10 protein-coding genes and 1 riboswitch are annotated in these 13,321 nt (G+C 65.3%); of the genes, 7 read left to right on the top strand and 3 right to left on the bottom strand.

Translation table 11 applies throughout. The features are described from left to right. Positions 1-81 precede the first annotated feature (81 nt). Both H6851_11230 and H6851_11225 read left to right on the top strand, forming a co-directional pair. Positions 82-2,106, top strand: coding sequence for an alpha/beta fold hydrolase (locus tag H6851_11230; GenBank protein MCB9944175.1), 2,025 nt, complete (start codon positions 82-84; stop codon positions 2,104-2,106). A gap of 252 nt (positions 2,107-2,358) precedes the next feature. Then, a complete protein-coding gene (locus tag H6851_11225; GenBank protein ID MCB9944174.1) occupies positions 2,359-2,967 on the top strand; it encodes a glutathione S-transferase family protein in 609 nt (202 codons plus the stop codon). Positions 2,968-3,000: 33 nt separating this feature from the next. On the opposite strand, the gene H6851_11220 is transcribed toward H6851_11225, so the two are convergent. Next, complete coding sequence (locus tag H6851_11220; protein MCB9944173.1) at positions 3,001-4,212, bottom strand: PLP-dependent aminotransferase family protein; 1,212 nt, start codon at positions 4,210-4,212, stop codon at positions 3,001-3,003. A gap of 121 nt (positions 4,213-4,333) precedes the next feature. After that, positions 4,334-4,555, top strand: a riboswitch (cobalamin riboswitch). A gap of 37 nt (positions 4,556-4,592) precedes the next feature. Here H6851_11220 and H6851_11215 point away from each other — a divergent pair. The 5 genes from H6851_11215 to H6851_11195 all read left to right on the top strand — a co-directional run bounded on the left by H6851_11215 (position 4,593) and on the right by H6851_11195 (position 11,721). Further along, positions 4,593-4,763, top strand: a complete 171-nt coding sequence (locus H6851_11215; GenBank protein MCB9944172.1) for a hypothetical protein — start codon at positions 4,593-4,595, stop codon at positions 4,761-4,763. Positions 4,764-4,907: 144 nt separating this feature from the next. Further along, the gene (cobW, locus tag H6851_11210; protein ID MCB9944171.1) at positions 4,908-5,939 is read left to right on the top strand and encodes a cobalamin biosynthesis protein CobW; all 1,032 of its coding nucleotides are present in this window, start codon (positions 4,908-4,910) and stop codon (positions 5,937-5,939) included. A 3-nt stretch (positions 5,940-5,942) separates the two neighbouring features. Then, entirely contained in the window at positions 5,943-9,617 is a 3,675-nt protein-coding gene (cobN, locus tag H6851_11205) for a cobaltochelatase subunit CobN (GenBank protein ID MCB9944170.1), read from the top strand. Further along, positions 9,614-10,228: a cob(I)yrinic acid a,c-diamide adenosyltransferase gene (cobO, locus tag H6851_11200; GenBank protein MCB9944169.1), complete on the top strand. Its 615-nt coding sequence runs from the start codon at positions 9,614-9,616 to the stop codon at positions 10,226-10,228. The genes cobN and cobO overlap by 4 nt, the downstream gene beginning before the upstream one ends. Positions 10,229-10,251: 23 nt before the next feature. Continuing rightward, a complete protein-coding gene (locus tag H6851_11195) occupies positions 10,252-11,721 on the top strand; it encodes a cobyric acid synthase (protein MCB9944168.1) in 1,470 nt (489 codons plus the stop codon). Here H6851_11195 and cobD read toward each other — a convergent pair. Then, positions 11,699-12,595: a cobalamin biosynthesis protein CobD gene (cobD, locus tag H6851_11190; GenBank protein MCB9944167.1), complete on the bottom strand. Its 897-nt coding sequence runs from the start codon at positions 12,593-12,595 to the stop codon at positions 11,699-11,701. The two genes, H6851_11195 and cobD, sit on opposite strands and share 23 nt — an antisense overlap. Continuing rightward, positions 12,592-13,302: an adenosylcobinamide-GDP ribazoletransferase gene (gene cobS, locus H6851_11185; protein ID MCB9944166.1), complete on the bottom strand. Its 711-nt coding sequence runs from the start codon at positions 13,300-13,302 to the stop codon at positions 12,592-12,594. Before cobS ends, cobD begins: the two co-directional genes overlap by 4 nt. Positions 13,303-13,321: the final 19 nt, after the last annotated feature.

The following is a 13,321-nucleotide window of genomic DNA, read 5'->3' as shown; positions in this document are numbered from 1 at the left end:
AGCAGCGAACTGTTCAGCGGCAGCCCCGGATTCACCCGTTTCCTCACATCGATCGGCGGTGTTCCCAACAACATGGAGGGCGTGCTGGCCTTTCTCGCCGCCGAGATCCTGCGCGGTTGCAAGGTGGTGATCTTCCCCGAAGGTGGCATGATAAAGGATCGCCGGGTGCGTGCCGACGACGGCGAACTGCGCATCGTCTCGCCATCCACCGGCGAGGAACGCAAGCATCACACGGGTGCAGCCGCGGTCGCCCTCGTGCTGGAGATCTTCAAGGAGCGCATCCGCTCGGTCAGCCGGCAGGGCGAGAACGAACGGCTGCAGCGCTGGGCCGATGCCCTGCGGCTCGAGTCGGTCGAGGTACTGGTCGCCCGCGCATCAAGACCCACCCGCATCGTGCCGGCCAACATAACCTTCCATCCCATCCGCGCAGACGAGAACATCCTCACCCGTGGAGCGAACCTGCTGTTCCGGGGACTGGCGCTCAACGTCAAGGAGGAATTGCTCATCGAGGGCAATATCCTCCTTCGCGATACAGACATGGACATCCGACTCGCAGAAGCTGTTTCACCCGACATCCGCTGGTCATGGTGGGAACGACAGCTTCTGGCCTGGAGTTTCAGCCAGATCGAGAGCCTTGACCACCTGTTCGATATCAACGCCAGCCCGAACAAGCTGATCGACCGGCTCGCCTCGACGCTGGTCCATCACAACATCCGCCGGCTGCGCGATCACTGCATGATCGAGATGTACCGGCACACCACGGTCAACATGGCCCACCTCGCCTCCACCATGCTTTACGCCCTGCTCGATGAGGGCCGAACCGAGATCGGTTTGCCAAGCTTCCGCCAGATGCTCCATTCGATCATCAAACAGGCGCAGACGATGCCCGACGTGGCGCTGCACCGCGGCCTGCTCGACCCCGAGGCCTACGAGAACATCATGACCGGCGGTGCGCGCGATCTCGAACGCCTGATCGATTCGGCCAGGGTCAACGACCTGATCCGCATCGACGACGATACCCTGCATATCCTCCCGCGCATGCGGGAACTCGATCCCGATGCGCCCGTGCGGTTGAGCCATGCGGTACGCGTCTATGCCAACGAACTGGCGCCCATCGACAAGGTCTGCGCGATCATCAAGGACGCCGCGAGAAACCTGCCGATACCGAACCGCACCGAAATGGCCGACATCATCCTCGACGACGAGATCCGGGCGTTCGAATGGTCGAAGCGGCGATTCGCCAAGCCGCGCTATGCCGAGATCAACGATGCCGAGACGGCCACCGCCAACGCGGCACCCTATCTGCTCAGGCCCGAGAGCCCGCATCCGACCGGCGTGGTGCTGATCCACGGATTCCTCTCCTCCCCGGCCGAACTCGTCGATTACGGCAGGAAACTGGCGGCCGCTGGCCATGTGGTCGTCGGCGCCCGCCTGCGCGGCCATGGAACCTCGCCGCACGACCTCAAGAGCCGTCACTACGGTGAATGGCTGCATTCGGTGCGCCAGGCCATCAGGATCGTCAGCGGGCATGTCGACCATTTCGTTCTGGCCGGATTCTCCATGGGTGGAGCCATCGCCCTTCGCATCGCCGCCGAGGAACCGTGCGGACTCGAAGGAGTCATCTCGGTTGCCGCCCCGCTGCGCCTGCGCCAGAAGACTCTTCACCTTGCCCCTGCCCTGCATGGCGTCAACCAGCTGAGCACCTGGGCCGCGTCGATGGAGGGAGTGATGCCCTTCATCGCCTCCGATACCGCCCAGCCCGGGATCAATTACCAGAACATTCCCGTGCGAAGCCTCATCGAGCTGCGCAATGTCATTCGCGAGGCCTATCGCGAGGCACGAAAGGTGAAGGTTCCGGCACTGATCATCCAGGGAACGCACGATCCGGTCGTCGATCCGAAGAGCGCGGAGCTCTACCGGGAGCGGCTGGCGTCACGGGACAGCCAGTTGCACTGGATCGACAGCGATCGCCATGGCCTGGTCCTGTTCGATGTCGGCGATACCCGCCGGCTCATGACCGATTTCATCCAGAGCCGTCGCGCGGCCGAGCCGGACGAGGAACGGATCGCCGGCCACCCCGCCGCCCTTCCTGTTCACGCCCGATAGCCAGGGCACCGCCCCGGGGGCAGTGCCACGGGCGGGTCGAAATGCTCTTGAAGAAAGACTGTCCGGAGTGTTTTTACCTTGCAGGCAGAAAACTGCATGCGCTCATGATTGCCAACAGGGGAAGTCATGGGCGGACCAGAGCTTTTCCCGTTCAGGCAGAGTAGCCTGAACGATCAGGAAATGCGTTGAAACAAACAGATAGAGCTGTCTTCCCGATTTCACCTGATCGGGAAGACTCTAGGGAGGAGGCTCATGCTGAAGCTGATCGGAATGCCGCAGGCGCGTACGCTCCGGGTGATGTGGGTGCTCGAGGAGCTTGGCCTCGACTACGAACTCGTCCCCGCCCGACCGCACAGCGAGGCGATTTGCGCCGTCAATCCGTCGGGCAAGGTTCCAGCCCTGCTCGTCGATGGCACGGTGCTGCTGGAATCGGTGGCCATATGCCAGTTCCTCGCCGACCGGGCCGGGCAACTCACCTTTCCCGCCGGCACCATCGAGCGTGCCCGTCAGGACGGCTTCACCCAGTTCATCGTCGACAACATCGAAGGTGCGCTGTGGAACGCCGGCAAGCACAGCTTCATCCTTCCCGAGGACAAGCGCGTTGCCGCGCTGAAACCCGTGCTCAAATGGGAATTCGACCGGGCGATGGATACCCTCGGGCAGATGCTAGGCGAAGGCCCCTATCTCATGGGCGAGACCTTCACCATTCCGGACGTGCTTATGGGTCATGCCGCCAGCTGGGCGCGCATGGCGAAGTTCGACCTGCCGGACGGCAGGGTCGGCGATTACATCAGGCGCATTGAACACCGGCCGGCGGTGGAAAGGCTCCGCGCGCGCATGGCCCAGGCCGAAGCCGGCTGACAGGACGGCCGGCTTCGGACATGGTCCCGTCTCCTAGCGGGTGCGGTTCGCTCCATGCCGGGGAATGCCGAAATCTCGGTGGCATATCCGTGCCAGCTCGGTGACCCCCTCGCGGATCTCGTCCTCACCGGCATGGGCGAAACACAGCCTCAGGCTGTGGATTCCAGATTGAGGATCGACCGACCATTCAGCACCGGGATTGATGGCAACACCCGCTGCTGCTGCGGCCATCGCCAACTGGGATGTATCCACTTCGGGTGGCAGTTGCAGCCAGAGGAAAATCCCCCCCTTGGGATCGGCCGTTTCCGCCGCCGTGCCGAACTCGCGCGCCACGGTCTCGCGCATCAGCGCGAGCTTGGCCGAGAGCCGCTGCTTGAGCGCACGCACGTGATCGTCGAAGCGGTCGGCCATGCGCGCCACCACCATCTGCGACAGGGCGGGCGTTCCGCCATCGCCCTTGAGGGCCACGAGACGCGAGAGCACCGCCTGCGGCGCGTTGATGTAGCCCAGGCGCAGGGCCGGTGCGATCGACTTGGAGAATGACCCGATGTGGATCACGTCTTCGCCACCGGGCATTCCCCGCAAGCTCGTCGGCCATTCGCCTTCCCACACCAGGTCGGCGTAGCATTCGTCCTCGACCAGCAAAGCGCCGGCCTTGTTGCAGATGGAGATGATCTCGCTGCGACGTTGTTCCGGCATCACGGAACCTGTCGGGTTCTGGATGGTTGGCATCAGGTAGACATACTTCAGTCGCTTGCCATCGGCCCGTATCCGGTCGATGGCCTCGGCGAGAGCCTCCGGCGGCACCCCGTCGCCATCCAGCGGTACGCCCACGACCTCGCCGCCGCACTTGCGCACCTTGTTGATGGCACCCGAATAGCTGAACTCCTCCATGATCACGACGTCGCCGGGATCGAGCAGCAGCGCATTGACCAGGTCCAGCCCCTGCAGCGAACCCGTGGTCACCAGGACATCGTCGGCAGTCGCCGCAATCCCGCGCTGGTGGCGGAGCTTGCCGGCGACGAAATCGCGCAGGCCGCGATGACCGAGCGGACCGGTGTCCATGTTGTAGGTCGCGAGCTTGTGCCCTTCCTCGCGAATGGAATCGGCAGCGGCCTGCGCCAGCCACTCCACGGGCACGGCCTCGGCGGCATTATGGCCACCGGTAAAGTTGTAGCGCGGGAAACCCGACCAGCGCGGTGCCGCGGCCGGTGTCCCCGCCGCGAAGAAGCTCTCGAAATCCATTCGCCCGTTCCTCCCCGAAAAGCGATTGTCGCCATGCCATAACTTCAATGCCTCCCGATGTGAACCTGTCTGCGTGCGGCCATTCGTGTCGCAGTTGGCGATTGTCGGAGATTTGTCCATCGTCTAGGCTGACCGCGGTGGTACTGCTCGAAAAGCATGGCGAGCGGTTTAATAGGGAACACGGTGAGGATGACCCGGACAGGGGCCGATGCCGTGGCTGCCCCCGCAACTGTGAGCATCCGCGCACCTGACGAGCGTCACTGGCGACAATGCCGGGAAGACAGGGGTGGGCAAGACAGCAGGGATGCAAGCCAGGAGACCTGCCACCTCTGGTCCAGTCCGTTTGTGCCGTCGGGTGTGGCGGCACGGGAGATATCAAGATGCCCGGGTCCCCTGCCCTTCCCACGTCGTCGAACGGTACTCGCGAGGCCGGTCCTGCCCTTCTGCCGGAATCGGCGATCCCGTCCAGCGCCGCCCTGTCGCAGGCGGTTGCGCCGCTATATGCCCCGACCCGTGACGGGCGGCGCGGCGTCACCTTTCCCTGCCACTGAACGACCGATATTCCGCAAGGTATTCGGCCAGTACCGCCCGCATCGCCTGGTCGCGCATGCCGGTCCTGGCGATGGCCGGCGGAAGCTTCCACAAAATGCAGTTCCGCCTGCCGGGCGGCCTTCGACAGACAAGGATACCATCCCATGGCCAAGATCCCGGCCACCGTCATCACCGGCTTTCTCGGCGCCGGCAAGACCACGCTGGTGCGCAGCCTCATCGAACAGGCCGATGGCCGGCGCATCGCGCTGATCGTCAACGAGTTCGGCGACGTCGGTATCGATGGCGGACTGCTGCGGGGCTGCGGCGTGGAGGGTTGCCGGGACGAGGACGTGATCGAACTGGCCAATGGCTGCATCTGCTGCACGGTCGCCGACGATTTCATTCCGGTGATGGAAAGGCTGCTGGCGCAGACGCCGCCTCCCGACCATATCGTCATCGAAACCTCGGGCCTCGCCCTGCCGCAGCCGCTGGTCCGCGCCTTCAACTGGCCGGAAGTTCGCCATGCGGTGACCGTCGACGGTGTGATAACGGTCGTCGACGCACCGGCCGTCGCCGATGGCGGCTTTGCGCATGACGAAGCTGCCGTGCTGGCCCAGCGCGAGGCCGACCCGACGATCGGGCATGACGACCCGATCCATGAACTGTTCGAGGATCAGCTTGCCTGTGCCGATCTCGTGGTCCTGTCCAAGGCCGACCTGCTCGACGGCGAAGCGCTGGCGCGGGTGCGGACGGAGGTCGAGAAGGAGGTACGCGACGGCATTCCGGTCATCGAGGTCGCCCATGGGCGCATCGGCATCGACGTGTTGCTGGGTATGGGACTGGCGGCTGAGAACGACATGGGAAACCGCCCGACCCATCATGAACGCGAAGGTTTCGAAGACCACGACCATGACGATTTCGAGAGCATCGTCATCGACATTCCCGGCACCGGTCCTGCCGACGACCTGCTCATCCGCGTGGAAAGGGCCTGCCGCGTACCGGACATTCTACGAATCAAGGGTTTCGCCGATCTGGGAAGTTCCGACATGCGCTACGTTGTCCAGGCCGTCGGTCATCGGGTGCAGGGTCATTTCGACCGGGACTGGCTCGATGGTGAAACCCGCGCGTCACGGCTGGTGGTGATCGGTGCCAGGGGATTCGACCGTGAGCGGGTGACGCGGCTTCTGGGTGGGTGATCCATGCACCTGCTACGGGCACAGGGAGGAGTCGTCGACGACGGCGCAGAGGCGGTCGATCTGGGTCTCGACCCGGCCGACATCGTTGTCCTGTCGCACGCCGACACGGAACTCGCCCTGCTCGCGCGAGCCCGGCAACGGCTGGGCGACGAAGCGCCGGACCTGCGGCTGGTGAACCTTTCCCGGCTGCGGCATCATCTCAGCGTCGATACCTTTGTCGAACGCACGATCGAGCGTTCGCGTCTGGTGGTCGTGCGCCTGCTCGGCGGCGAAGCGAGCTGGAGCTATGGTCTTGAACGGCTGGCCACAGTCTGCCGTTCGGGGAAGATCGCTCTTGTTGTCCTGCCCGGCGACGACAGGCCCGATCCCGCCCTGGCCCGGCTGAGCACCGTCGAGCCCGCCCCGGTCCTGCGCCTCTGGGCCTACCTTGTCGAGGGCGGTGTCGAGAATGCCCGCCATTTCCTGCTGGCGGCGCGGGCACTGCTCGATGGCGGTGCCATGCCACCCGAGGCCGTCACGGTCGCACGCGCCGGCATTCATCGCCAAAGCGGGATGGATGCCCCCCGCGTGACGATCGTCTTCTACCGCGCGCTGGTGCTGGCCGAGGATCTGGCAGCCGTCGATACGCTTTTCGAGGCCTGTGAAGATTGCGGACTATCCCCACAGGCTGTCTTCGTTTCTTCGTTGAAGGACCCTGCTTCGGCAGCATTCGTCGACGACCTCTTCGCCGGCGATCCGCCGCAGGCGGTCATCAACCTCACCGGCTTTGCCGTCTCCGCATCGGGTGCACCGCACGAGGCGACGCCGCTCGACCGCACCGACGCGCCGGTGCTGCAGGCCGTTCTCGCCTCCACCAGCCGCGAGCAATGGCTCTCCTCCTCCCATGGCCTGCCGCCGCGCGATCTGGCGATGTCGGTGGTGATGCCGGAGATCGACGGCCGCATCTTCACCCGTGCGATAGCCTTCAAGTCGGCCCGCGAGCGTTCTCCGGCGACGCAGAGCGACATCATCGCCTTCAGTCCCGATCGCGAGCGCACCGCCCACGTCGCCCGGCAGGCTCGCGCATGGATCGACCTGCGCCTTGCGCCCAAGGGCGAGCACAACATCGCCATCATGCTCGCCAACTATCCCAACCAGGATGCGCGGCTCGCCAACGGCGTCGGTCTCGATACGCCGCAAAGCGTGGTCGATCTCCTGTGCCGCCTGAAGGCCGAGGGCTATGACGTGGCCGAGCCGCCGGCGAACAGTGCCGTGCTGATGGACAGGCTGCGCTCCGGACCGACCAACCAGCGGCGCACCAACGGCGAGATTGCCATACCGCTCGGCGACTATCGCCAATGGTATCAAGCATTGCCGCAAAGCCTGCGCGAGGCGGTCGAGGCCCGCTGGGGAGCGCCCGAAACCGATCCCGCCTGCATGGACGGTGCCTTCCACCCGGCCCTGCACCGCTTCGGCCGGGCCATCCTCGGCATCCAGCCCGCCCGCGGCTACAACATCGATCCGAAAGCCACCTATCACGACCCGGCACTGGTCCCTCCGCACAACTATATCGCCACCTATCTATGGTTGCGCCACGGCTTTTCGGCCCATGCCGTCATTCACATGGGCAAGCATGGCAATCTCGAATGGCTGCCGGGCAAGGCGCTGGCGCTTGGCCCCGGATGCTGGCCGGACGTCCTGCTGGGGCCGCTGCCGCACCTCTATCCCTTCATCGTCAACGATCCCGGCGAGGGCTCCCAGGCCAAGCGGAGGACGGCGGCGGTCATCATCGACCACCTGACCCCACCGCTCACCCGCGCGGAAAGCTACGGTCCGCTGAAGGATCTCGAAGCACTCGTGGACGAGTATTACGACGCAAGCGGACAGGATCCCCGGCGCCTTCAATGGCTCAAGCGGGAAATTCTCGACCTGGTGAACGTTCACGGTCTCGACCGGGATATCGGCATCGACACCGGCGAGGATGACGAGGACGCCCTGACACGGCTCGACGCCTATCTTTGCGACCTCAAGGAGATGCAGATCCGCGACGGCCTGCATGTCTTCGGCAGCAGCCCGCAGGGCCGGCAGGAAAGCGATCTGCTGGCGGCCCTGGCACGGGTTCCCGGAACCGCTGCGCAGGGTCTGACGCGGGCGCTGGCCGACGATCTCGGACTCGGTTTCGACCCACTCGACTGCGACATGGCCGCTCCGTGGCCCGGTCCCCGTCCAGCGGCGCTGGACACCGTCACCGACGCCCGCTGGCGCAGTCACGGCGATACGGTCGAACGGCTGGAAATGCTGGCGCTTGACCTCATCGAGGAACGCACCGGACCGTCCGGCCCCGCCAGTGCCGCATCGCTACGATACGTTCTGGACGTCCTGCGCCCGCAACTGCGCATGTGTGGAACGACCGAGAGCGAAGCCCTGCTGCGCGGCCTCGACGGCCGTTTCGTCGCCCCAGGCCCTTCCGGCGCACCGACGCGCGGGCGCCCGGACGTGCTGCCCACCGGACGCAACTTCTACTCCATCGATACCCGTTGCGTGCCCACGCCGGCGGCCTGGCACCTGGGTTGGGCCTCCGCCACCCTCCTGCTCGAACGCTACCGGCAGGATCACGGGCGGTGGCCCGAACGCATCGGTCTTTCCGCATGGGGTACGGCCAACATGCGAACGGGCGGCGACGACATCGCGCAGGCCCTTGCGCTGATGGGCGTACGCCCGTGCTGGGACGGCGTCTCGCGACGGATGACCGGCTTCGAGATCATGCCGCTTTCGGTCCTCGGCCGTCCGCGGGTCGACGTGACCCTGCGGGTTTCGGGCTTCTTTCGCGACGCCTTCCCCGAGCAGATGGATCTGGTCGATTCGGCGGCGCGCGCCGTCATGGAGCTGGACGAACCGCCGAAGGACAATCCGCTGCGCGCCCGCTTCGTGGCGGATCGCAGCCGGCTGGAAGCCCAGGGCCACGATCCGGACGATGCCACGGACCGCGCCTCGTTCAGGGTCTTCGGTTCAATGCCGGGAGCCTATGGCGCCGGCCTGCAGGCGCTGATCGACGAAAGGCTGTGGGAGACCGCGGCGGATTTCGCCGATGCCTATCTCGCCTGGGGCAGCTTCGCCTATGGCCGCGGCCGCGAGGGGGTGAAGGCCCGCGGCGAACTCGAAAGCCGCCTTGCCGCCCTGGATGCGGTGATCCAGAATCAGGACAATCGCGAGCACGATATCCTCGACAGCGATGACTACTACCAGTTCCAGGGCGGCATGACGGCCGCCGCCCACGCCCTTGGCGGCCAGCGACCCGCCGTGTTCCTCAACGACCATTCGAGGCCGGAAAACCCGCGGATCCGCACGCTGGAGGAGGAGATCGGCCGGGTCGTGCGCGCCCGAGTCGTCAATCCGAAATGGATCAGGGGCGTCATGCGCCACGGCTACAAGGGCGCCTTCGAGATGAGTGCCACGGTCGACTACCTGTTCGCCTATGCCGCTACCACCGGGGCAGTGTCCGATCATCACTTCGACCTTGTCCATGCCGCCTTTCTGGACGATGACGAGGTCCGCGGGTTCCTGCAACGATCCAACCCGGATGCGCTCGACGCCATCGCCCGCAGGCTGGACGAAGCCATCGGACGCGGCCTTTGGAAGCCGAGACGCAATTCCGTGGCACTGTCATTGAGGGCCATCGAGGAAGGAACTCCACCATGAGCGAAGAAGACGAAGACATCCGTCACTCCAGGAAGATGGCCCGGAAGAAAGCCGCGCGTGACAGGATCATGGCCACCAAGACCGGAGAGAAGGGACTGATCGTCGTCCATACCGGCAAGGGCAAGGGCAAGTCGACGGCGGCGTTCGGCATGATCTTCCGCATGATCGCCCACGGGATGCCTTGCGCCGTGGTGCAATTCATAAAGGGGGGAATGGAGACCGGAGAGCGAAAGCTCATACAGGAAAATTTCTCCGATTTGTGTGAATTCCACACCATGGGCGAAGGCTTCACCTGGGAAACCCAGGACAAGGGCCGCGATATCGAAATGGCGACGAAGGCATGGGAGAAGGCGAAGGAACTCATCCGCGATCCGCGCCTGCGGATGGTCCTGCTGGACGAGATCAACATCGCCCTGCGTTATGACTATGTACCGCTGGATGAGGTCGTCACCTTCCTGCGCGAGGAGAAGCCGGAGATGACGCATGTGGTGCTCACCGGCCGCAACGCCAGGGAGGAACTGGTCGAACTGGCGGACCTCGCCACGGAAATGGAGTTGCTCAAGCATCCCTTCCGGGCGGGCATCAAGGCCCAGCGGGGCGTGGAGTTCTGACCCCCTTGCCCACGCCTGCGATCATGATCCAGGGTACCCATTCGGATGCGGGCAAGTCGTTGATCGTTGCCGGGCTGTGCCGCCACTTCGCCAATGCCGGCCTGCGCGTGCGGCCGTTCAAGCCGCAGAACATGTCCAACAATGCCGCCGTGAGCGAGGATTCGCAGCCCGGTGAAATCGGTCGCGCGCAGGCGTTGCAGGCCCGTGCGGCGCGGGTTCCGGCGTCGGTGCACATGAATCCGGTCCTGCTCAAGCCGGAGTCCGACCAGGGGTCGCAGGTCGTGGTGCAGGGCCGGCGGCGGGGCCGGATGCACGCCCGCGACTTTGTCATGGCGAAGCCGGAGCTGCTGGAGCGGGCGCTGGAGAGTTTCAGCCTGATCGGGAACGATGCCGATCTGGTCATTGTCGAGGGTGCCGGCAGTCCGGCCGAGGTCAATCTCCGCGCCGGAGATATCGCCAATATGGGATTTGCCCAGGCCGCGGATATTCCTGTCCTGATCGCAGGTGACATCGACCGGGGGGGAGTCATCGCCACCCTCGTGGGTACCCGCGCCCTTCTCGACGAGGCGGATGCCGCCAGGATCAGAGGATTCATCATCAACAAGTTTCGCGGTCACGCCGAACTCTTCACTCCGGCCCTTCATCTCATCGAGGAACGAACCGGCTGGGAGAACATCGGCATCCTGCCATGGTTCGACCGTGCCAACCTTCTCCCCGCCGAGGATGCCCTGGGCCTTGCCTCGTCGAGGCGCGAGACCGGCACCATCCGTGTCGCGGTGCCGCGTATCGGCCGGATCGCGAATTTCGACGATCTGGACCCGTTGCGCATGGAAGAGGATGTCGATCTGGCGATCGTCGAACCCGGGTGGCCATTGCCGGGCGATGTCGATCTCGTCATCCTGCCCGGCTCCAAATCGACCATTTCCGACCTGCGGGACCTTCGCCGACAGGGGTGGGACATCGACATCCTCGCGCACTACCGGCGCGGTGGCAGCATTCTCGGATTGTGTGGCGGTTACCAGATGCTCGGTCGCCGAATTTCCGACCCTCATGGCATCGAGGGACCACCAGAGACTGTCGACGGTCTGGGACTTCTCGATATCGAGACTGTTCTCGAAGGCGACAAGACCGTGCGCCGCACCGCCGCCCGTCACCTCGGTTCGGGTCTGGACGTACGGGGGTACGAGATCCACATGGGCCACGGCGACGGCCCCGACCGTGCGCGACCGTTCCTCAAGATTGGAGACGCAACCGACGGTGCGGTTTCACGCGATGGCCGCGTGATCGGCACCTATCTCCACGGCCTGTTCGTGGATGATGCATTCCGCGCCCATTTCCTTGGACAATGGCGTACCGGACAAGAACGTGGCACAAGAGCCACAGTCCCACTCGACTTCGACGCCACAGTCGACGCGACCCTCGACGCGCTGGCCGGTCATATTGCTCATCATCTCGATGTGGAGATGATCCTCACCATCGCACGACATCGCTGAGCAACGCCAGCATCAGCAGGAACGCGAAGGCCTGCCGCAGGACGCTGCAGGCCCGGCGGATGTCCCGTGAACGGCCGTCACGGCGTCCTTCGGGCAGGATCCAGGGATCGGCTGACATCCGTCCATGGTAGCTCCGCGGCCCGGCAAGGGACAATCCCAGCCGGGCGGCCATCGCCGCCTCCGGCCAGCCGGCGCTGGGGCTCTTGTGCAGTCCCGCATCGCGCCGGACGATCTGGTGGGCGCGGCCGTCGAAGCCCGCGATCAGCACCGCCGCCAGTCGCGCCGGAACGGCATTGAGAAGGTCGTCGAAACGCGCTGACGCCCAACCGAACGCCTCGTAGCGCTCGTTCCTGTGGCCGACCATCGAATCGGCCGTGTTGACCGCCTTGTAGATGAGAATGCCCGGCAGCCCCAGCACGGCGTACCAGAAGGCCGGAGCCACCACCCCGTCGCTGAAGTTTTCCGCCGCCGATTCCACCGCCGCACGCACCACGCCGGGCTCGTCCAGCCCCCGGACATCGCGGCCGACGATCCGGGCCACGGCCTGCCGCCCCTCCTCCAGACTGCTGTCCAGACCATCAGACACCGCGCGGACATGCTGCAACAGGCTCCCATGGGCCAGCATGATGACAGCCGCGAGCAACGACAGGACATTGCCGCCGGGCAGCCACTCGATGCCCAGGCCGATCAATCCCGCTCCGGCGACCAGCAACGACAGGAGAATGACACCTTCCCGGCGATTTCGCCGGTTGAAGCGGGCCTCGAACATCGCGATCAGCCGACCGACGAGCACGACGGGATGCGGCAGGCGCTGCCACAGGGCCGGAGGATCGCCGATCAGCGCGTCGAGCAGCAGGGCGAGGGTCACACTCATCGGCCACCTGTCCATGCCACGGCTGCCGCCAGCGCGGCCAGCTCGGTTATCACCTGCGTTGCCCCCAGGACATCACCCGTATAGCCGCCTATCTGGCGATTTGCCCATAGACGCATGAAAGACACGCCAAATACGGCGAAAATACCCATGATCAATCCGCCAATTCCCATCAGGAGCAAGGCAGCGGCCATGGCAATCGCGACCGCCGCCATCACCCGCCCGGCCGTCGGTGCCTCGACACTGCGGCCGAGACCGTCGGCGCGCGCGGGCTTCATGCGCCACAGCAGCCCCACCATGGCCGCACGGCTGACCGCCGCAGCGACAATCCAACCGCGCACCAGCATCGCCGGTTCGAGGCCGGCCAGCAGGACGAAGCGCAGGGCCATCGCCATGACGAGTGCCAGCACGCCATAGCTGCCGATCCGGCTGTCGCGCATGATGGCGAGCTTCGCCTCGCGGTCCCGACCGCCGCCGAAGCCGTCGGCAAGGTCGGCGAGCCCGTCCTCGTGCAGTGCTCCCGTCACCAGCAGGCCGGCGATCATTGCCAGCAGCAGCGCTGTGGAAACCGGCAGGAACAGCGCCGCCGCCAGCATGCACAGGACAGCGATCGCCCCCACCGCCAGGCCGACCAGCGGGAAGGCCCAGACCGATGCCGCCGGCATCACCCGGACCTCGCCACGACCCGCCGGCAATCGCGTCAGCAGCATCCACGCCAGACGCAGTTCG

The sequence above is a fragment of the Geminicoccaceae bacterium genome (assembly GCA_020638465.1).
GTDB lineage: Bacteria > Pseudomonadota > Alphaproteobacteria > Geminicoccales > Geminicoccaceae > JAGREO01.
Note: the sequence above shows the minus strand (reverse complement) of the source record. Positions and strands in the feature narration are given on the sequence as shown.